At 38.1% G+C, this 20,295-nt stretch carries 16 protein-coding genes, 2 pseudogenes and 1 other annotated feature; of the genes and pseudogenes, 11 read left to right on the top strand and 7 right to left on the bottom strand.

Features of this window, described 5'->3' with window-relative positions; genetic code table 11:
* Positions 1 to 20: 20 nt before the first annotated feature.
* From ACIPKN_RS16450 to ACIPKN_RS16415, 8 genes are all read left to right on the top strand, one after another.
* Positions 21 to 683, top strand: coding sequence for a ribonuclease H family protein (locus tag ACIPKN_RS16450; RefSeq protein ID WP_400937903.1), 663 nt, complete (start codon positions 21 to 23; stop codon positions 681 to 683).
* Positions 684 to 971: 288 nt separating this feature from the next.
* A complete protein-coding gene (locus tag ACIPKN_RS16445; RefSeq protein ID WP_400937901.1) occupies positions 972 to 1,880 on the top strand; it encodes a stalk domain-containing protein in 909 nt (302 codons plus the stop codon).
* 479 nt (positions 1,881 to 2,359) lie between these two features.
* Positions 2,360 to 3,400 (top strand): LCP family protein, encoded by a 1,041-nt coding sequence (locus tag ACIPKN_RS16440; RefSeq protein WP_400937899.1) that lies wholly within the window; start codon positions 2,360 to 2,362, stop codon positions 3,398 to 3,400.
* A 150-nt stretch (positions 3,401 to 3,550) separates the two neighbouring features.
* The gene (locus ACIPKN_RS16435) at positions 3,551 to 5,056 is read left to right on the top strand and encodes a coproporphyrinogen III oxidase (protein WP_400937896.1); all 1,506 of its coding nucleotides are present in this window, start codon (positions 3,551 to 3,553) and stop codon (positions 5,054 to 5,056) included.
* A 107-nt stretch (positions 5,057 to 5,163) separates the two neighbouring features.
* A complete protein-coding gene (locus ACIPKN_RS16430) occupies positions 5,164 to 6,303 on the top strand; it encodes a glycerate kinase (protein WP_400937893.1) in 1,140 nt (379 codons plus the stop codon).
* Positions 6,304 to 6,370: 67 nt separating this feature from the next.
* Entirely contained in the window at positions 6,371 to 7,579 is a 1,209-nt protein-coding gene (locus ACIPKN_RS16425) for an MBL fold metallo-hydrolase (protein WP_400937891.1), read from the top strand.
* Positions 7,566 to 7,814, top strand: coding sequence for a DUF3006 domain-containing protein (locus ACIPKN_RS16420; RefSeq protein WP_400937889.1), 249 nt, complete (start codon positions 7,566 to 7,568; stop codon positions 7,812 to 7,814). Before ACIPKN_RS16425 ends, ACIPKN_RS16420 begins: the two co-directional genes overlap by 14 nt.
* 426 nt (positions 7,815 to 8,240) lie before the next feature.
* Complete coding sequence (locus tag ACIPKN_RS16415; protein ID WP_400937886.1) at positions 8,241 to 9,029, top strand: HAD family hydrolase; 789 nt, start codon at positions 8,241 to 8,243, stop codon at positions 9,027 to 9,029.
* 229 nt (positions 9,030 to 9,258) lie between these two features.
* On the opposite strand, the gene ACIPKN_RS16410 is transcribed toward ACIPKN_RS16415, so the two are convergent.
* The 3 genes from ACIPKN_RS16410 to serA all read right to left on the bottom strand — a co-directional run bounded on the left by ACIPKN_RS16410 (position 9,259) and on the right by serA (position 12,747).
* A complete protein-coding gene (locus ACIPKN_RS16410) occupies positions 9,259 to 10,191 on the bottom strand; it encodes a hypothetical protein (RefSeq protein ID WP_400937884.1) in 933 nt (310 codons plus the stop codon).
* Complete coding sequence (locus tag ACIPKN_RS16405; RefSeq protein ID WP_400937882.1) at positions 10,178 to 10,675, bottom strand: RNA polymerase sigma factor; 498 nt, start codon at positions 10,673 to 10,675, stop codon at positions 10,178 to 10,180. The genes ACIPKN_RS16410 and ACIPKN_RS16405 overlap by 14 nt, the downstream gene beginning before the upstream one ends.
* A gap of 464 nt (positions 10,676 to 11,139) precedes the next feature.
* A complete protein-coding gene (gene serA / locus ACIPKN_RS16400) occupies positions 11,140 to 12,747 on the bottom strand; it encodes a phosphoglycerate dehydrogenase (protein ID WP_400937879.1) in 1,608 nt (535 codons plus the stop codon).
* Between the two features lie 163 nt (positions 12,748 to 12,910).
* Positions 12,911 to 13,150, bottom strand: a binding site (T-box leader).
* Positions 13,151 to 13,557: 407 nt separating this feature from the next.
* Here serA and ACIPKN_RS16395 point away from each other — a divergent pair.
* Positions 13,558 to 15,216, top strand: coding sequence for an FAD-binding dehydrogenase (locus tag ACIPKN_RS16395; RefSeq protein ID WP_142509237.1), 1,659 nt, complete (start codon positions 13,558 to 13,560; stop codon positions 15,214 to 15,216).
* Between the two features lie 152 nt (positions 15,217 to 15,368).
* On the opposite strand, the gene trhO is transcribed toward ACIPKN_RS16395, so the two are convergent.
* From trhO to ACIPKN_RS16380, 3 genes and pseudogenes are all read right to left on the bottom strand, one after another.
* On the bottom strand, positions 15,369 to 16,340 hold the full coding sequence (trhO, locus tag ACIPKN_RS16390; RefSeq protein WP_400937877.1) for an oxygen-dependent tRNA uridine(34) hydroxylase TrhO: 972 nt from the start codon (positions 16,338 to 16,340) through the stop codon (positions 15,369 to 15,371).
* Positions 16,341 to 16,494: 154 nt separating this feature from the next.
* Positions 16,495 to 16,596, bottom strand: a pseudogene (locus ACIPKN_RS16385) (zinc ribbon domain-containing protein); the annotation flags it as partial.
* 69 nt (positions 16,597 to 16,665) lie between these two features.
* Positions 16,666 to 17,116 (bottom strand): annotated as a pseudogene (locus ACIPKN_RS16380) (RNA-guided endonuclease TnpB family protein); the annotation flags it as partial.
* 320 nt (positions 17,117 to 17,436) lie between these two features.
* Here ACIPKN_RS16380 and ACIPKN_RS16375 point away from each other — a divergent pair.
* Complete coding sequence (locus ACIPKN_RS16375; RefSeq protein ID WP_142509239.1) at positions 17,437 to 18,219, top strand: enoyl-CoA hydratase; 783 nt, start codon at positions 17,437 to 17,439, stop codon at positions 18,217 to 18,219.
* Positions 18,220 to 18,314: 95 nt separating this feature from the next.
* On the opposite strand, the gene ACIPKN_RS16370 is transcribed toward ACIPKN_RS16375, so the two are convergent.
* Positions 18,315 to 18,500 carry a YhzD family protein gene (locus ACIPKN_RS16370; RefSeq protein WP_079563325.1) on the bottom strand — a complete coding sequence of 62 codons (186 nt, stop codon included), beginning with the start codon at positions 18,498 to 18,500 and terminating at the stop codon, positions 18,315 to 18,317.
* Between the two features lie 580 nt (positions 18,501 to 19,080).
* Here ACIPKN_RS16370 and ACIPKN_RS16365 point away from each other — a divergent pair.
* Positions 19,081 to 20,295 carry a metallophosphoesterase family protein gene (locus tag ACIPKN_RS16365; protein ID WP_400937874.1) on the top strand — a complete coding sequence of 405 codons (1,215 nt, stop codon included), beginning with the start codon at positions 19,081 to 19,083 and terminating at the stop codon, positions 20,293 to 20,295.

Raw genomic sequence — 20,295 nt, 5'->3', positions numbered from 1 at the left:
TATCTATTGGAGGTTATATTATGCATGTAATCATTGAATGGACCTATAAAGCGAAAAAGGGTGCTGAAACTGTTTTACGTTCAGAAGAAATGCCAGCAGCTCAAGCATTACTACTTGCAGAGGACATGGAGCGAACTGGGAGAGTAAAATCACTGCATTGTGTCGATCGACAGGATACAAATTGGTCTTTAAAGGAACTCAAGGCATATTTAAAGGAAATTGACACTGAGCCACACAATATTACAGTCTATTTTGATGGGGGCTTTGATCGTGCAACGAATCAATCGGGGCTAGGCTGTGTGATTTATTATGAGCAAAATGGCAAGCCATATCGATTACGACAAAATTCTTTTTCGTCAGAGCTTAAATCCAATAATGAGGCAGAATATGCAGCGCTTTATTTGGGGGTAGTCGAGCTTGAGCTATTGAATGTTCACCATTTGCCCGTTTGTTTCACTGGTGATTCCCAAGTTGTTATCAATCAATTGAGCGGAGAATGGCCGGCACTTGAAAAGAATTTATCTAGCTGGGCAGATAAAATTGATGCAAAGCTAGAGGAGCTAAGTATCCAGCCAGAGTACAAGCTTATAGCACGTAAAGAAAATTCTGAAGCCGATCGCCTTGCAACTCAAGCATTAAACGGTATCGATATTACAGGATTAAGGGAAATGGTAAAGGAGTAGGTATTAGATACTAAGAAAGAGGTTAGGACAAAACTAGTCAAAACTTTAAAAGTGCGAGAAATCAATTTTCTCGCACTTTTCTATGTGAAATTTCATGACCAAGGATCTTACCGCTTCACTTCGCACAAAAACATCTGTGTTGCTGCCGCTACGTACCATTCGTTATTGGCCAACCATAATTGATTTTTACCTGTAAATGGTTTTTGTCGCAAATTTTCATGCTTTTAATGAAACTTTTACCATTCTAAAACTACTACTACTATGAAACTAATAATAAGGAGAGATTTTATGAACATGAAAAAATTTGCACCTGCAGCAATGACAGCATTATTATTTGGAAGTGTAGTAATACCGGTCGCTTCAGCAAAAGAAAATCCGACAGAGACAGAACAACAACTACCACAAATTCAAATTGATCCTGTTCACATTTTCACTACTACTTACGGAACAGTTGAAAAAGTTAATGCTAGTGGAAAAATTACATATTTCACAGTAAATGATGCCGATCAAACAAACATTTTAGAGATAACAAAAGATACACTTGTTTTCGATAATACAGGTAAAAAAGTGGAGCTTAAAGAAGGGGATAAAATAGTAGCTTATACATTTGCGAACAAGCCACAAAAATTAATTTATCCACCACAATTCGATCCCGATGTTGTCATTGTTGAAACTAAGGAAGCTGGATTTGTTGAAGTTGATTACTTCTTTGAAAACCTAACAAATACTTATAATATGTTAAAATTAAACATTGGTGAAAACACGGAGCTTTTAAATACGAAGGGAGAGAAAGTTACAGCTAAAGATTTAGTAGAGAAGAACTTAGTTGTTTTTTATACAGCTTCAACAAAAAGTATCCCCGCTCAAACTACCCCTTCGAAAGTAATTGTTCTTGATGACGAATCAGAAAATACTGTAGATGCAGAAATAGCAGAAATAATCGCGACAGATTATTATGAAGTTGATGGAACAAAGATGGTTCCGTTGCGTTTGATTGCCGAAAAGCTTGGTTATACAGTGGAGTCAACAGGTAAAGGTGCAATTGTATCTAAAGGTAATTTATCTTACACAATTACTCGTGGTGAAAAAATGTTTGGTTATAACAAAGCATTACGCTCACTTAATGTAGCCCCTGCTTTGTTAGGAAGTAATAAAACATATGTACCAGTTGAATTTGTAGAGGAATACTTAAAATAATTTTAAAATCTCTGTAAAGGTAGAATACCTTTATAGGGATTTTTTTTGAATTTTTTGGATCATCACCAAAACGTATGGTTGATTTCCGTTCCGACTGGGCGCTTTGTTGCTGACGCTTCGCTTTCGCACAGTCAAAACATTTGCTGCCGCTACATTAACACTACGCTTTCGCACAGAAAACATCCGCTGCGCTGCGGGGTCTCGGGCCAACACGATGTTGGTCACGAAGGCGTTATCACAGGATGTGATGCTTTTAGCCTTCGTTCCTCTATTGCTGATCCCCGAGGAGTCGCCCAGTCTCCACTCCAATCAACTATTTACATAGTAGACGTTTTACCAAAAGTCATCCATAACTTTTGGTAATGAACCAATTTTTCCTAAATATATTCATATAAGGAAACTCTAAAGAACAAACAGCGTCTTTATTAACGGAGAGAATGACTTTACTTCAGGAATTCGAATAGAAGAGAGGATTTAATTTGGAAAGAAAAACAAGAAGCTCTAAAAAAGCGAAACCTAAAAATAAAGTTATAAAAATTACCCTACTAGTAATTGTAATTTTACTATTAACTGTCACTAGTTATGGAGCTTATGCCTTTGTTAAATTTAAAAATGCTTATGATAGTTCAAAGGTCGATTTAAATAGAGCAGGAAATAAATCAGAGCTTAGGGAAGAGGATGTATCATTTGAAAAAGATCCAATCGCAATTTTATTATTAGGTGTTGAAAATTATTCTAGTAAGGAGAAGGATGGTCGAGCAGATACTCAAATGGTCATTACTTTGGATCCGGATACATCAGAAATAAACTTAATTACAGTACCTCGGGATGCAAGAGTTAAAATAGAAAATGCCGGGGAATATACAGGGATACATAAAATCAATGCCGCTTATAATTATGGATCAATTACAGGCTATGGGGCAATTAAGTTACAATTAGAGACAGTTGAAAAATTCCTGAATATACCGATCGAGAACTTTATAGCAGTAAACTTTGATGGCTTTAGAGATATTGTCGATGCTTTAGGTGGAGTAACAATAGATGTAAAAGAGGATTTCTGGGAAGATAATATTTACGATAGAAAACAAAGGATAGAATTTCATAAAGGAGAGGCACATTTAAATGGGGAAGAGGCACTTGCATTTGTAAGAATGAGATACAGACCTGTTAATGCTTCATACTCACGTGAAGAGAGACAAAGACAATTTTTGACGGCAACAATTAATCAAGCAAAATCGACGAATACCATATTTAAAATTGGTAAAATTGCCGATATTTTAGGGAAAAACGTAGAAACAGATTTAAACCTTAATGAAATCTATGCACTCCAAAAGCAATATTTGAATTCCAAAAACATATCTACGAAAACGTTAGAAATAAAAGGAGAAGATCAGTATATCGGTAAAACTTCTTATTTTATACCGGATATGGAACGCTTGGAGAAAGTAAGCGTGGAATTAAGAAAAATTCTTAAACTAAAAGAAAAAAAATTCAAAACAAATGCGGCTATAGATAATTAAAAGATAAAAATCCATTTTGATAAATTTTGTCAAAATGGATTTTTTGATCATTAGACGGAATGTTCTGTTATTAATTGTGGCTTTGCTTATCGTGATGAAAATTTGTTAAACTATTGGTGCTGTAATTTTTGAGAGAAAAGAGCGAAGAAAATGAAATTTATTCACATAGATCAAAAATATCCTGAGGATTGGATTCGCGTATTAAATCATATTGCGAATTTATTTTTTGAGGATTCCAAGTTGACAGTAGAGACTGAAGGAACAGATATGGCAGTATCATTCGAACATAATGTTGGGGATGATTTCTCAATTTCTACAAAAGCTGTTCTAGAAGTAGACGGTAAGCGTTATATGAATGATTACCGTATTCAATATGAAACTGAGGCTGAAGGACGTGAGCTAAATATTCGTATGAAGCGTGCTTTGTCTCACGTATTTTTAGATGTGTTAGAGCAACATACGGGAATGCATCAGCAATGGGGAATTTTAACGGGTGTGCGTCCAACTAAGCTTTATCATAAATTCCGTAAGGAGGGTAAGAGCGAGGAAGAAATTACTGATATTCTTATTCGTGATTTCCGTCTGTCAGAAGAAAAGGTAGCACTACTAAAAGAAATAGTGGCTCGTCAGTTAGTGACGATTCCTGATATAGATGAAATCGGTAAAGAAATAAGTATTTATATCGGTATTCCTTTCTGCCCGACTAAATGTGCCTATTGCACGTTCCCAGCCTATGCGATTGGCAGCAATCGAAAACAAGGGCGTGTTGCTACATTTTTAGATGGGCTGCATATTGAATTACGTGAAATGGGGAAATGGCTGAAGGAAAATAATATGAAAATCACGTCCATTTATTGGGGTGGTGGTACACCGACATCTATCGAGGCGCATGAAATGGATGCACTCTATCAGACAATGCATGAATCCTTCCCACACCCTGAGACAATCCGTGAAGTAACTGTCGAAGCGGGTAGACCTGATACGATTACGCCTGAAAAACTAGATGTGTTAAAAAAATGGGGCATTGACCGAATAAGTGTTAATCCACAATCATATACAGATGAAACACTTAAAGCAATTGGGCGTCATCATACGGTACAGGAAACAATTGATAAGTTTTGGTTAGCACGTGAATCAGGCATGAATAACATTAATATGGATTTAATTATTGGTTTACCGAATGAAGGAATTGAAGAGTTCCAGCATTCATTAGATGAATCTGCAAAAATGCAGCCAGAATCGCTAACGGTACACACATTATCATTTAAACGTGCATCGGAAATGACGCGTAATAAGGATAAGTACAAGGTAGCAGACCGTGATACTGTTGCAAAAATGATGCATATGGCACAAGTATGGACGAAGGAAAATGATTATGTACCATACTATTTATATCGTCAAAAAAACATTTTAGGTAATTTAGAAAATGTCGGCTACAGTAAAGCTGGTGAAGAAAGTATCTATAATATTGTCATAATGGAAGAAGTACAGACAATTTTAGGGATTGGCTGTGGAGCATCCTCTAAATTTGTACATCCTGAAACAGGGAAGATTACGCAGTTCCATAATCCGAAAGATCCTGCTGCTTACATCATGACATTTGAAGAGGCAATCGGTAAAAAAATTGAGTTTTTAGATGAGTTATATAAGGCATAAAAAATGATGGCAATCTGACGTAGTGTTCAGATTGCCTCTTTTATTCCGATAAATCTCAGGGAAATTTCTGATCTGAATTTTATAATTATTGTAAAAGGAGGTATAACATGAAAGTCGTTATTAGTCCAGATTCCTATAAGGGGACATTGTCAGCCTTTAAGGTGGCTAAAGCAATGCAGGCGGGGATTTTAGCTGTTGATCCAGCAATTGACACAATCATTTTACCAGTAGCAGACGGTGGAGAAGGAACATTAGAATCACTTGTTACCTCAACAAATGGTCGATATATTTCACATCATGTGCTTGACCCATTAGGGAGAGTAATTGAAGCGAAGTATGGCGTTCTTGGTGATAATGAAACATGTGTAATTGAAATGGCTCAAGCATCCGGTATTATGCTGTTACAGGAGAAAGAAAAAAATCCTGAGCTTGCATCAACGTACGGAACGGGGCAGCTAATAAAGGCTGCTCTTGATAAAGGATTTAGGAAATTTATTATCGGAATTGGCGGTAGTGCTACAAATGATGCTGGTATTGGCATGCTAAAGGCACTTGGACTGCAATTGAAAAAAGAAGACGGCACTTTAATTGCTGATGGGGTTTCGGCACTATTAGATTTAGCTTCAATTGATGTTAGTCAGTTAGATCCCCGATTGGCTGAAGCAACATTTATTATTGCATGTGATGTTGATAATCCATTGATTGGAGAGCGTGGGGCAACAGCTATTTTTGGACCTCAAAAAGGTGTGAAAGAGCATCAAATTGCGTATTTTGATAGCTGCTTAAAACAGTTTGCAGACATTGTTGAAAAGCAAATTGGCATTCGACTGCACGACTACAAAGGGGCCGGCGCTGCAGGTGGAATGGGAGGCGCATTTATAGCATTTTTAAACGGCAGTTTTAATGCAGGTATTGACATTGTGATGAATGCAGTACAGTTAAAAAGGCATTTAGAAGGTGCCGAGTTTGTTATGACAGGTGAAGGACAATCGGATCGTCAAACATTACACGGGAAAGCACCATTAGGGGTGGCGAAGGCTGCAGCATCAGCGAATGTACAAGCTATCTTATTGTCAGGGGCAATAGAAGAAAATGATAAACCTGCATTACTTAAATACTTTACTGTTGTTGAATCACTAGTAGATGAAAATATTAGTGTCCAACAGGCAATGCAAGAACCTTATTATTTTATTCGCATAAAAGCACAAAGGATCTTTGAGTCTTATGGCTGGTACAATGACAGGTAACGATAGAGAGCAGCCCATGGTTAGCTCTCTTTTTAGTATAATAGAAAAATAGAAAGGAAGTAAGTAGATGAAAAGATTAATAGTAGTGCTCTTTTGTATTTTTTTAATAGCAGGCTGTACGGAAACATTAAATACGGAAAAAGTATCCGTCACTGCAGGACATGAAATGCGCGTACATTTTATTGATGTAGGACAAGGAGATTCGATTTTTATTGAATCCCCAAACGGCAAGACTATGCTTGTTGATGGGGGTGTTAAAGGCGCTGGTCAAAAGGTTGTCTCGTATTTGAAGGAGCTTGGTGTGAACAAGCTTGATATAGTGGTCGCAACCCATCCTGATGCAGACCATATTGGTGGTTTAATTCCTGTGTTGAACTCGATAGATATTGGACAATTTTATGATTCAGGGAAGGTACATACATCTCAAACTTTTGAAGAGATGCTGACACTAATTGATACAAAGAATATTCCTTATAATGTTCCAAAAACAGGCGACAGTATAGCGTTTGATGCTGATATTAATGTGAAGGTGTTAAATGCCAATGAGCATGCAACAGATAATAATGATGCTTCCATTGTCTTAAAAGTTACTTATGGCAATGTATCATTTTTATTAACAGCCGACGCGGGAATTGCGTTAGAAAAAGAGATGATGCAGAATGATGTGAAAGCAACGATCTTAAAGGCAGGTCATCATGGTTCTAACACGAGTAGCTCTGCGGAGTTCATTCAGAAAGTACATCCTGAGGTGACAATTTTAAGCTATGGCGAGGGCAATAAGTATGGTCATCCGCATGCTGAAGTAGTTGAGCGTTTACAAGCACTTGGCAGTAAAATTTATGCAACTGCAGAAGCAGGGACTGTTATCGTATCAACAGATGGGGTAAACTATGACGTGAATTCAAAAGAATGGTCTGGAACAATTGCCTTAGCACCACAAAAAACTAGTTCAAGTGTCTCAGCACCAAAAACGACTAGTGCAAGTGTTGAGATTGCTAGTAAGGACTTAATAGAAGAAGTTGTAGGCATTAAAAATAATGGTAATGAAGCAGTTTCTTTAAAAGATTGGCAGCTTATATCGATTGAAGGGAATCAAGTTTTTAACTTCCCAAATGTGACATTGCAGCCAGGGAAGACGATTTATGTCACAAGTGGCTCGAATGCACGGGACGGTCAAAATTATTTGAAATGGACAAAGAAACAGATTTGGCTGAATGATGGGGATGCTGCACAATTACGTAATGCGAAAGGGGAACTTGTTAGTGAGCTCGACTAAATACACCTTAGACCGTATTGAAGATGGATATGCAGTTTTTTTGAAGTACCCAGAGGAAGAGGAACAGCTAATCATTTTACAGTCTGCCATGAATAAAACAGTACAGGTTGGCGATCGCGTGCTTATTGAAGAAATTGATGGCATCTATCAAATTGAAATTTTAAAAGAAGAAACTGAGCAGAAAAAGGCAGAAATACAAAGCTTAATGGATAGATTGCGTAAGAAAAATCAATAGTTTTAGAATGAAGAAGATGCTCATCACTAGAAGATGGAGATTGAATTTGTTACAGTGTATGCCATATATAGGTTGATTAGAGTGGAGGCTAGGTGACTCCTCGGGGATCAGCAATAGAGGAACGAAGGCTAAAAGCATCACATCCTGTGATAACGCCTTCGTGACCAACATCGTGTTGGCCCGAGACCCTGGAGCGAGCAACGCGAGTGAAGCGGCTCATCGGACGCCCCCAGGAAGCTCTGCTCTGTGCGAAAGCGAAGCGGCAGCAACAAAGCACCCAGCCGCAACGGAAATCAACAATACGTTATGGTGATGAGCCTATATTTTACTGGCCAACTCGAGCACGAAAATGCCTAAAACGCTATGCTAAATATTTTGAATATATGCTAAAATAATTATACTAATAGGAAGCTAGGAGCTGACACAATGTCAATTAACACAATTATTTTTGATTTAGATGATACGCTATTATGGGATAAAAAGTCCGTCAAAACAGCATTTGAGAAAACGTGTGAATATGCAGCAACAATACATAATGTAAATCCGGCTGAGCTAGAGGAAGCTGTACGTAAAGAAGCACGTGCACTTTACGAAGGCTATGAAACATATGATTATACTGTGTTAATCGGTATTAACCCATTCGAAGGACTTTGGGGCACATTCGATGATCCAACAGATTCTTTCCAAAATATGAAAAATATCGTACCAGGCTATCGTACAGAAGCATGGACAAAAGGCTTAGCAGTTCTTGGCATTGATGATGCACAGCTAGGAGCGGAACTAGGAGAGCGCTTTGTGGCAGAGCGTAAAGTGTCTCCATTCTTATATGAAGATACTTTTGATGTATTAGATAAACTAAAAGGAAAATATCAACTTGTATTACTGACAAATGGAGCACCAAGTTTACAAAATTTAAAACTGGAAATTACACCAGAAATCGCGCCATATTTTGACCATATTATTATTTCTGGAGATTTTGGTAAAGGGAAACCAGATGCCTCTATTTTCGAGTATGTAATGGAGCAAGCAGGTATTATAGCAGACGATGCGGTAATGGTTGGAGATAACTTAAATACTGATATTTTAGGCTCATCTCGTGTTGGTATGCGCAATGTTTGGATCAATCGTGAAAACAATGCACCAAATGGCGTTGTTACTCCAACATATGAGGTTGATTCTTTAACTGCATTATTAGAACTTGTCAATAAGCTATAAGGTAAAAAATGTACTGATTCATCAAATGATCAGTACATTTTTTGCTTGTCGGACAAAAGTTACTACGTTCCTGCGGACCTTTTTAGTGCAAGCTCATCTCGTAGAAGTCGCCAATCTCCAGCGTAGGACATGAGTGCTTGTATTGGTCTAATTCGGAGATGGTATCTCAGAAATGTTTCTGGGATACTTTTTTTGTGTAAAAAGAGCTGTCCAATAACTTATTGAACAGCTAGTAGTATATATAATATGCAAGATATAGAAATGAAAAAGCTAATGCAATGCATAGTTGAACAACAGCACTTGCTACTAGGTAACCTCGGGGCTCACCTGCTTTTTTACGATAATAAATTTGCATAATAGAGTAGAGCGTAAATAAGCCATATATAATCGTAGCGTGTATGGAATGCATCAGTAAATAGATAGCAAATAAAATACCTGCAAACAAAACTAGCATGATGGCATTGGCGATGGCATGTTCGACTGTAGCTGCAACAAAACGTCGTTTAATATGAGGCATTCTTTTTTTTGCAAGCCATAGTGTGAAATGCGTAAGCAATATAAAAATATTGCCAATAAGAAACTTGATGGAACGTTTATCATCATAGTAGTACTCCAGTGAATCAGATGCATTGTCGAATTGAATTGCTTGTTCTGTTACGACATTAAAGAAAGTATCGTTATTAAGCACCTTCCATTTCTCTTGAGTTCCATCAGAATAGATAATCAACACGTCATGAGGTGTAAAGTAACCATTAGCTACCCACTGCGGTTCTGTTACTGAAACTGAAGATGCATGTTCCATTTTTTCTTGTAGCTGCGTTAAAAATTGCTTATTTGTATAGCATTGCTGAGGTACATAAAGGCATGAAGCTTTCGCGATAAATGTTTCTTTGTTTTCATTGCTGTGTTCATAGACTTCAGCAATTGTTTTGTTTGTATCTGTTGTCAGTGGAGAGATGGCTGGCCCTTGGATAAAGGACAACATTAAAATACCAAGAACTGTGATAAACAACAAAGATACTGCCGGTATTTTCCAAGGCTTTTTAATAGGTCGTTTTTCTATTGTAGTAGGTGTAGTAATATTGTGCAGTATTTTTTCCTGCTGCTGCTTAGTTAATTTTAGGTCGCGTAAATGTTGCCAGGATTCCTCATTGTTCTTCATCAAATTCACCTCCAAGCTGCTTTTTTAATGCAACAAGTGCACGTTTTAATGTGTTTTTTACCTTTCCTTCATTCCAGCCAAGTACATCACAAGTTTCCTGAATGGATAAACCCTCGATTTTACGTAAAATAATGACATCTCGATAGGTGAGCTTAAGTCTACTAATTGCAAGATACAACGTCTTTGCATCTTCTTGCTGGATGAGCCATTGGTGTGGTGAAGTTGGCTCAAGCTCTTCATGATCGTTTAAAAACGGTACAAATTGAATAAGTTTTTTCCGGCGGTAATGATCGTAGGCAAGATTACGTGCAGTACTCCTAAGCCAAGCGAGCTCTGCACCTTCTTTGATTGTCTGCTGATATTTTAAATAGCGGGCAAATGTCTCCTGTGTAAAATCCTCCGCTAATTTCTCATCATTGATTAAGTAATATAAATATTTAAAAATAGTTTGATTATGTAAGTAAAATAGCTCTTCAATTGTCAAAATGTGCACCTCCTTTCTCTTAAAGACGAGTGACTTTCAGAAAAGTATCATTTTCAAAAAAAAGCTTCTCATTAAAAATTAGGTATGACATTGTTGAAACGTATACTATGTATATAAGTTGATTGGAGTGGAGGCTGGGCGACTCCTTGGGGATCAGCAATAGAGGAACGAAGGCTAAAAGCATCACATCCTGTGATAACGCCTTCGTGACCAACATCGTGTTGGCCCGAGACCCTGGAGCGAGCAACGCGAGTGAAGCGGCTCATCGGACGCCCCTAGGAAGCTTTGCTCTGTGCGAAAGCGTAGTGCTAACGTAGCGGCAGCAACAAATGTTTTCTGTGGCGAAAGCGAAGCGTCAGCTACAAAGCGCCCAGTCGGAACGGAAATCAACCCTACGTTAAGATGATAATCTTCAAAAATAAAAAGCAGAGAGTATTTGTACTCCCTGCTTATAAATCAATATATTATAAGTTAATCGCTTTTACTTCATCAATATTTTCAAGCTTTGCAACGAATGTTAAATCTTCTTCTGTTACAGCATTGTCGATTGTTAGCATCATGACAGCTGTACCACCAACTTGTGCACGACCAACTTGCATTGTTGCGATGTTGATATCTTTTTCTGCTAGCTTTGTTGCTACGCGTCCTATTGCACCTGGTTTGTCAGTATTTTTAATGTAAAGAAGGTGACCTTGTGGAATAACGTCAACAACATAGTCTTCTACTTTAACGATACGTGCACCTAAACCATTTAATAATGTACCAGCAACTGTGTGTGTTTCGTTTACTGTTTTGATTTCAATCGTAATTAAGCTAGTGAAGCCTTTAGCAGTTGTAGTTTTATGCTCATTAATTTTCATGCCGATACGTTCAGATAAGTAGCGAGCATTTACGTCATTCACATGATTACCGTGGTTTTTAGCTAATAAGCCTTTTAACGCGTTTGACGTTAATGGACGAACATCATAATTTGCTACTTCACCAGCATAAGATAAGTTGATTTCTTTTACAGGCTCAGTTGTAAGTTGAGATAAGAATGAACCTAGTTTTTCAGCTAATTCAAAGAAAGGCTCGACTTGTGCTAGTAATTCTTTTGGAATAGATGGCATGTTTACAGGGTTAGTTACAGTACCTGTTTTATAAAATTTAATGATGTCGTTTGAAACGTCTACAGCTACAGACTCTTGTGCTTCAATTGTAGATGCACCTAAGTGAGGTGTTGCGATTACTTGTGGTAAAGTAAGTAGTTTGTGATCTGTTGCTGGCTCAGATATGAATACGTCTAGAGCAGCACCCGCTACTTTACCTTCTACGATTGCATCATATAAATCATCCTCATTGATAATACCGCCACGTGCACAGTTAATGATACGCACGCCATCTTTCATCATAGCGAATTTTTCTTTGTTAATAAGGTTGCGTGTTTCAGGAAGAAGTGGTGTGTGTACTGTAATGAAATCTGCAGTTGCACAAATTTCTTCAACTGTTGATTTTGTTACCCCTAACTCTTTAGCGCGTTCATCTGTTAGGAATGGATCGTATGCCATAACGTTCATGCGTTGACCTTTTGCACGATAAGCAACTTCAACACCGATACGACCGAAGCCTACAACACCTAGCGTTTTGTTTTTAAGCTCAACTCCAACATAAGATTTACGATCCCATTTACCATTTTTAAGTGTATTGAATGCTTGTGGGATGTGACGAGCAAGTGAAGTCATCATGGCAATAGTGTGCTCAGCAGCAGAGTTAGTGTTACCGTCTGGTGCATTCACGACGATAATGCCATGTTCAGTTGCAGCAGTTAGATCGATGTTGTCTACACCCACTCCAGCACGTCCGATAAGTTTTAAGTTTTTAGCCGCTTCAATTACTTCACGTGTTACCGTTGTTTGAGAACGTACTAGTAAAACATCTACATCCGCGATTTTTGCGATTAATTCTTCTGGTGCAAGACCAGTATCAACAATGATATTTAAGTCTAAATCTTGTTCTTGTCGTAGTGGGAAAATACCATCTTCACTTAGTGGGTCAGCGATAAATACGTTAATTGTTTTTGTTGCAGTAGTCATTTGTAATTAGCTCCTTTTAATTAAAAATTTTTTAGTGTTCTTTATATACGAAACAGTCTGAATTTTGTAAAACTAAATATTTTACAGCATGCAAACAATCTCCTTTCTAAAATAAAAAACAATAAAAAAGCCTTCCGCGCCTTACAAACACAAAGATTGTGTTGTAAGGGGCGAAAGGCTGAATAAACATTGGTTCGCGGTACCACCCTTAATCACTGCTTGAAAGATTTCTAGCAGTCTTAGCAATATGCGTAACGTGCATGTGACGGATAAGCTTACTTTGGAGATGTTCGGCTTATCTATTCAGGAGTGGAACTATTATCGTAGAAATCGCTGATTTACACCAACCATCAGCTCTCTTTGGATTTTCTTGCGACTAGCATGTCTCCGTCGTTATATTTTCGTGTGATTAAATTTGTTAACATCATAATCCTTATTGTTCACCTTTGTCAACGATATTTCTAAAAAAGATTAAAAATATTAACTTTGAAAGTCTAGAAAGGAACTAAAGACGAATATTATATTATTTTTATTCAATTAACGTTCGTCTTTTCAGAAAGGACAATGAAAGCGCTGCCGATAGATGCTAAGTCTGATTACATGGGCGTTTAACAAATATTTGAGGTCGAAAATTATACGGAAATATATTGGTGTTAAATGGATTATGTGAATAGAAACTTTCTTTGTTTAGTAGAAGAAAGCGAACGTTTTTTCTTGTCACATTTTCGTCAAATTTATAATGTGTAGAAGGTAAACGGTCCTTTAGAGAAGAATGTAAGTAATGAAAGATTGATTTTTAGGGGGTATTGAATGATGTATGATGTAGCAATTGTCGGTGCAGGACTGGCAGGATTAGTAGCTGCCTGTGAGTTAGCAGATGCAAAGAAAAAAATTGTTTTAGTAGATCAAGAACCTGAAAATTCAATGGGAGGACAGGCGTTCTGGTCCTTTGGCGGTATATTTTTAGTAAATTCACCCGAGCAGAGAAGGCTTGGTATTAAGGATAGTAAAGAGCTTGCGTGGCAAGATTGGCAAGGAACCGCTGGCTTTGATCGCTTGGAGGATGAAGATTCGTGGGCGTATAAATGGGCCAAAGCTTATGTTGAATTTGCAGCTGGTGAAAAATATAGTTGGTTAAAGTCTATAGGTATTAAGTTTTTCCCTGTCGTCGGTTGGGCAGAACGTGGTGGATCATTAGCAGGCGGCCACGGAAATTCGGTTCCTAGATTTCATGTTGTTTGGGGAACTGGGCCAGGCATTGTAAAGCCTTTTGCTGAAAAAGTGAAAAAGGCCATAAAGGATGGATATATAGATTTTAAACCAAGACATCGAGTAGATGAGTTTATTCAACAAGATGGAAGAATTACAGGGATTAGTGGAACAGTGTTGGCTGAAAGCTATGCAATTCGCGGTGAAAAAAGCTCTAGGCTAGGTATTGGCGAATTTTCTTATGAAGCGGGAGCGGTTATTGTGGCGAGCGGTGGGATAGGGGCAAATTTTGATTTAATCAGAAAAAATTGGCCTGCTCGACTAGGTACACCACCTAAAAATATGGTCAGTGGTGTACCTGCTTATGTAGATGGCAGAATGTTAGAAATTACTGAGCATGCGGGAGGACGTATCGTTAATCGAGACCGCATGTGGCATTATACAGAAGGCTTGAAAAATTGGGACCCTATTTGGCCAAATCACGGCATTCGAATTTTGCCTGGCCCTTCTTCATTATGGTTTGATGCAGAAGGCAATCGATTTGGAGCACCAAATTTTCCGGGTTTTGATACGTTAAGCACATTAGAGGCAATTCAAAAAACAGGTTATGATTACTCCTGGTTTATTTTAACTGAAAAAATTATTGAAAAAGAATTTGCATTATCAGGCTCTGAACAAAATCCTGATTTAACAAATAAAAGTATTCGTGATGTTCTGAAACGTGTTTTGCCAGGAGCGCCAGGTCCAATTCAGGCATTTAAAAATCATGGTGAGGATTTTGTGATTGCTAATGATTTAAAGGATTTAGTTGCAGGGATGAACAAGCTGGCTGGCAATGATCTTCTTGATTTTATCAAAATTAAAGAGCAAATTTTAGCAAGGGATCGTGAAATGGACAATAAATTTACAAAAGACTTACAGGTTAATGCTATTCATGGCGCAAGAAACTATGTTGGTGATAAATTTGTGCGCGTTGCGAAGCCTCATAAAATATTAGATCCCCAAAATTGGCCCCTTATTGCGGTACGTTTAAATATTTTAACGCGTAAAACATTAGGAGGCTTACAGACAAATTTGAATGGTGCAGTGTTAGGAATAAATAATCAGCCTGTACCGGGTTTATTTGCAGCTGGGGAAGTTAGTGGTTTTGGCGGTGGCGGTGTACATGGTTACCGTGCTTTAGAAGGGACATTTGTTGGTGGTTGTTTATTTAGTGGCCGACAGGTAGGGCGTTACTTAGCTAAAGGGGTGCTCGGGTAAGACGAGAAAGTGATCAGGTACCGTGTGAAATCGCTCGGGTACTAAAAATACCTGGCTTAGGGTAAATGCGCAATTACTACCCTTTACAGACAAGGTAGATGAACAAAAAATATGAAAGAGCATCACCACAAATGGATGATGCTCTTTTTTTCTTATAAAGAGGAATTTTGAACTTCAGCGATTTTAACTATTTGTTCCTCAATCTGCTCTTTTGTCCAACCATTCTCTTCAACGAAGAAGTTGCGTTTTGCGCGGCGACATTCGTCTGAACAGCTACGCATATAGAAGGCCTCATGCTTTTCCTCGCAAAGCATTAATTTATGGCATTCAGGATTTGCGCAGTTTGTAAAACGTTCTGTCGGTTCACCAGTGAAGAAATCCTTGCCGACAATAACATGCTCAACCTGATTAATCGGTACACTACGACGTCGATCAAAGACAAACATTTGTCCATCCCATAGTTGACCTTTTACCTCAGGGTCTTTAGCATACGTGGCAATTCCACCATGTAACTGACCTACACTTTCCCCATAGCCTTCACGTTTTAACCAACCAGAGAATTTTTCACAGCGAATACCACCCGTGCAGTAAGTTAAAATTTTCTTATCAGCAAAATCTTCTTTATGAGCCTCCATCCAAGCTGGTAGATCACGGAAGTTTTCAATATCTGGACGCACCGCACCACGGAAATGTCCGAGGTCATATTCATAATCATTACGCGCATCAATAACTACTGTATTATCCTCCTGCATACGCTCCATAAATTCCTTTGGTGATAAATAATCCCCTGTTATTTCTAAAGGATTGATATCATCTTTTAAACCTAGGTGTACAATCTCTCGACGAGGGCGTACATGCATCTTTTTAAAGGTATGCCCTTCAGCTTCATCAATTTTCCACATAATATCGCTAAAACGAGGGTCTGCCTTCATATGATTCATATATGCATCAGTTTGCTCGACTGTACCTGAAACCGTTCCGTTAATGCCCTCATATCCAACTAAAATACGGCCAAGAAGCCCGATTTCTTGACAAACTGCTAAATGTTCCTCTGCGAATGCTACAGGGTCTTCAATAGCTATATATTTATAATAAAGTAATACACGATAGTCTTTCTGTGTCACAATTATTAACCACCTTTAAATCAATATTCGTCCGTGAACTACCCACCACTTAAAACCTAACAGTTTTTGAAGTGGGGGCTTCTCGACTCATCGTTGCTTTTAGTAGCCAACGAAAACTGACCGAGCTATCCCTCTTGTTCCAAAAGTTCTTTTGTTATACTAACGCTAATAGGCGCAATCCTTCTTGTTTGATGTTGATGGCGGCATTCCAGTCTCTGTCTGCTACAAACCCACAATCACAGTAGAACGTACGCTCAGAAAGAGAAAGGGACTCCTTTACTTGACCACAACAGGACCCGTTTTAGTGCGAGATACCGTCCGTTCAAGACTTAATGAGATGATGGGACGGTATTTTCCCGATGTTGCTCTATTTTTACAAGTTTCAGTTTTGGTAATTTGATAGCGCCATCCAACAGCATAATGTTTCCGTTGACCACATTGGTTGTATAGGATTGCTTTGACTTCCGATTTTTGAACTTCGGAAATTCCGCACGACCAGAGAAGAAATTGTTGTATGCTTGCTGCAAATTTAGTTGAGCGTTTGCTAAGGCAAGGCTGTCCACTTCTTTAAGCCATGCAAACTCCTCTTTATATTTAGCAGGAGTCGGGTGTTTTTGCCTCTTTAATGCTTCCTTGTCGTCCTTGAACTGCTCAACCATTTCTTTTCGCTCCGAAAGCATTTTGTTGTAGACAAATCGAACACAACCGAACGTTTTCGCAAGAAGTTCCTCTTGTTCTTGCGTTGGATATAGACGAAACTTATAGGCTTTGGCCATATCAAATCACCTCACTTCATACCTTATTTTCTAATAAAAGTATTCATGGATTTTGATATCTCGGGGATATAACAACCTTTCATCTATCTAAAGCTGATTATATCATGTCATGACAAAAATAAGAGACTTCTTTAGTCTACACCTAACCGAAATTCATCTCACTGGTGCTGTCACCCCTCCACATTTAGAAGTGGAAGACTTCTTTCAGAGGGAAATTAAAGATAGCCTATCAAGTGCTATTTTGCGTAGGAGAGAAGGAGTTTTCTAAAAAAACACGAATAATAGATAGTGAATGACTATTCATATTTGGGGGTGTTAGGATGGAATTTTCAACAATTACATTAGAAAAATTAGATCGCCGTGCAACATTAACATTAAATCGACCACATGCCATGAACGCCATGGACGATGTGATGATGCGTGAACTAGCAGAATGCTTCGAAGCACTACAGCAAGAACAAGAAATACAAATTCTTGTTATTCGTGGGGAAGGAAAGGTCTTTTCCGCAGGTGGCGATATTAAAGCGATGCTAGATTCAAATAAGCCACTTGATATTAATAATGCAATGGTTTATTTAACGCGTATTGTCAAGGCATATTATCAGCTACCGATGATCGTCATTGCAGCAGTTCATGGGGCGTCAGCTGGATTAGGCTTTAGTCTAGCGTTAGGAGCTGACATAGTTGTGGCATGTGAAAATAGTAAGCTCGCTATGAATTTCATAGGTATAGGGCTCATCCCAGATGGTGGCGGTCATTTCTTTATGAAGGAACGTGTTGGTACTGTTAAAGCTAAACAAATGATTTGGGAAGGCAAGGTATTAACTGCATCAGAAGCGCATGATGAAGGGTTAATTGACTATGTTGCACCAGATGGGACTGTTTTTGCGATTACTGACCAACTAGTCGGAAAAATGCTTGCTTCTCCAATTGCATCGATGATTACGACTAAAAAAATTCTTCATGCTCAAAATTTACCGCAATTAGAGAGTATTTTATCAATGGAAGCAGCGGGGCAAGCAGCGATGCGTAAAACGGCTGATCATTTAGAGGGAATCCATGCGTTTGTAGAGAAAAGAGCACCTGCCTTTGTAGGAAAATAAATTTAACTACTTCTTTCAGTGGGCGTCCAAACACCCGCTAAAAGAAGTAAAAAGGCGCGTAGTAAGCTTTTCTACGCGCCTTTTAATAGCTATTTTTAGACATGAAATAAAATTAATTTACCTGAGGAGTTCACAAGGCGATGAGTTTTGTTGGCAACACCTTTTTCTTCGATTTGTTGTAGACCGCTGATTTTTGCAGCCTCATCGTTTTCGAATGTCCATGTTTCATCAAATAATGTTTCCCCAGTTTTTTCAAAAGCTGTAAAACGATAATTCTCCATACAAACCCCACCCTTTATTTAATATATATTCTATTATACATAGAAGATTTATAAACTTCACGGTAAAACTAGCGAAAATTTCGATAAATTATGAAAGTTGTGGAAAATTTGAGGCAATACTATTAATGAACATTCTTTGAATACATTTCTCAACTAGTGTGAAGTATGATAAAATAGAACAAATATTCGGTTTCGACGTGATTCACGAATATCTCATTATAAAAATGAGATAAATAGCAGTTGGTAAATTATTGAAGTAATGATTCTAATGTGGTTCATCACCAAAAGTTGTGAATGACTTTTGTTAAAACGTCTACTATGAAATAAGTTGATTGGAGTGAACTCCTTGGGGATTAGCGATAGGGGAACGAAGGAGCTTTGCTCTGTGCGAAAGCGAAGCGTCAGCAACAAATGTTTTCTGTAGCGAAAGCGAAGCGTCAGCTACAAAGCGCCTAGTCGGAACGGAAATCAACCACACGTTTTTGGTGATGATCCTCTAATGTACTGAATTATTTACTGCATTGCGAGTGATGAAAGAATGACGACAAGATATAGATTATTTATTACTTGAGGTGATTGGATGTCAGCTATTCGTTTTTTTCATATGGCGGATTTACATTTAGATAGTCCATTTAAGGGCTTATTTGGTTTACCAGAGCAAAACTTCAAAAAGATTCGAACAAGTACATTTGAAGCTTTTGATAAAATTATTCAAAAAGCTATTCAGGAGAAACCTGATTTTTTACTGATCGTCGGTGATATATATGATGGGGAAAATCGTAGCTTGCAGGCACAAAGAAGATTTCAAGAGGCAATGGAAAAGCTCTTTCAGCATAATATCCCGGTCATTTTAAGCTATGGTAATCACGATCACTTAAATGGTGCTTGGACCCGCTTTGCGTTACCGAGCAACGTTTATGAATTACCAGCTGAAACAAGTGTTGTGCAATTAAAAATACGTGGTCAGCAAGTTAATATTTATGGCTTCAGCTATAGTGACCGTCATATAACGAAATCAATGATTGATAGTTATCCTATTGCACAGGACGAGCATGCGATTCATATTGGTATGCTTCACGGTAGTGAAGCTAGTGATACTTCACATGCTGTTTATGCACCGTTCACAAAGGATCAACTTCTTGAAAAAAACTATCATTATTGGGCTTTAGGGCATATTCATAAACGACAACTTTTACATCAAAATCCACCGATTGTTTATCCAGGCAATATTCAAAGCCGACATCGGAAAGAGCAGGGGATAAAGGGTTTCTATGACGTAACCTTGTCACAAACCTCTACTGATTTGGAATTTGTACCTACATCTGCTGTTGTTTATAATACGGTAGAGATGGATTGTACGAATGTGTTTCATGCAAATGAACTCCTAAAAAAATGTGAAGAAGCATTGATGTTTAATCGTCAAGAGTATGGGGCATCTGTTGTTGAACTGCATTTGAAAAATATAGATGAACAATCACAATCTTTATTTGAACATGCTACAGTTGATGCATGGCTAGAAACAATTCGAGAAGCTGAGGATGGGATTGAACCGATGTGCTGGGTACAAAAGCTTGTGTTACATCAATCATCCGTATTGTATGAGCATACTGCTGCGACTGAATCGGTGATGAATCTTATGGAGCAATGGGTCATTTCTGAATGGAAGGATATTTTAAAGGAATTATACCAACATGCTGGTGGTGCAAGACTGATCGAGCCTTTAACAGAACAGGACATTAAAAATTTAATGCACAACGCGCAAGAATTATTAGCAGAAGAAATTCAAAGGGTGTGA

Source organism: Lysinibacillus sp. NPDC086135, assembly GCF_044746345.1.
Lineage (GTDB): Bacteria > Bacillota > Bacilli > Bacillales_A > Planococcaceae > Lysinibacillus.
This window is presented reverse-complemented; position numbering and strand designations above follow the sequence as displayed.

Excerpts from the sequence above, each read along its gene's own strand:
- ACIPKN_RS16365 (WP_400937874.1), top strand. The coding sequence starts at position 19,081 with ATGTCAGCTATTCGTTTTTTTCATATGGCGGATTTACATTTAGATAGT.
- ACIPKN_RS16395 (WP_142509237.1), top strand. The coding sequence starts at position 13,558 with ATGATGTATGATGTAGCAATTGTCGGTGCAGGACTGGCAGGATTAGTA.
- ACIPKN_RS16430 (WP_400937893.1), top strand. The coding sequence starts at position 5,164 with ATGAAAGTCGTTATTAGTCCAGATTCCTATAAGGGGACATTGTCAGCC.
- ACIPKN_RS16450 (WP_400937903.1), top strand. The coding sequence starts at position 21 with ATGCATGTAATCATTGAATGGACCTATAAAGCGAAAAAGGGTGCTGAA.
- ACIPKN_RS16415 (WP_400937886.1), top strand. The coding sequence starts at position 8,241 with ATGTCAATTAACACAATTATTTTTGATTTAGATGATACGCTATTATGG.
- ACIPKN_RS16375 (WP_142509239.1), top strand. The coding sequence starts at position 17,437 with ATGGAATTTTCAACAATTACATTAGAAAAATTAGATCGCCGTGCAACA.
- ACIPKN_RS16445 (WP_400937901.1), top strand. The coding sequence starts at position 972 with ATGAACATGAAAAAATTTGCACCTGCAGCAATGACAGCATTATTATTT.
- ACIPKN_RS16425 (WP_400937891.1), top strand. The coding sequence starts at position 6,371 with ATGAAAAGATTAATAGTAGTGCTCTTTTGTATTTTTTTAATAGCAGGC.
- ACIPKN_RS16435 (WP_400937896.1), top strand. The coding sequence starts at position 3,551 with ATGAAATTTATTCACATAGATCAAAAATATCCTGAGGATTGGATTCGC.
- ACIPKN_RS16410 (WP_400937884.1), bottom strand. The coding sequence starts at position 10,191 with ATGAAGAACAATGAGGAATCCTGGCAACATTTACGCGACCTAAAATTA.
- ACIPKN_RS16370 (WP_079563325.1), bottom strand. The coding sequence starts at position 18,500 with ATGGAGAATTATCGTTTTACAGCTTTTGAAAAAACTGGGGAAACATTA.
- serA (WP_400937879.1), bottom strand. The coding sequence starts at position 12,747 with ATGACTACTGCAACAAAAACAATTAACGTATTTATCGCTGACCCACTA.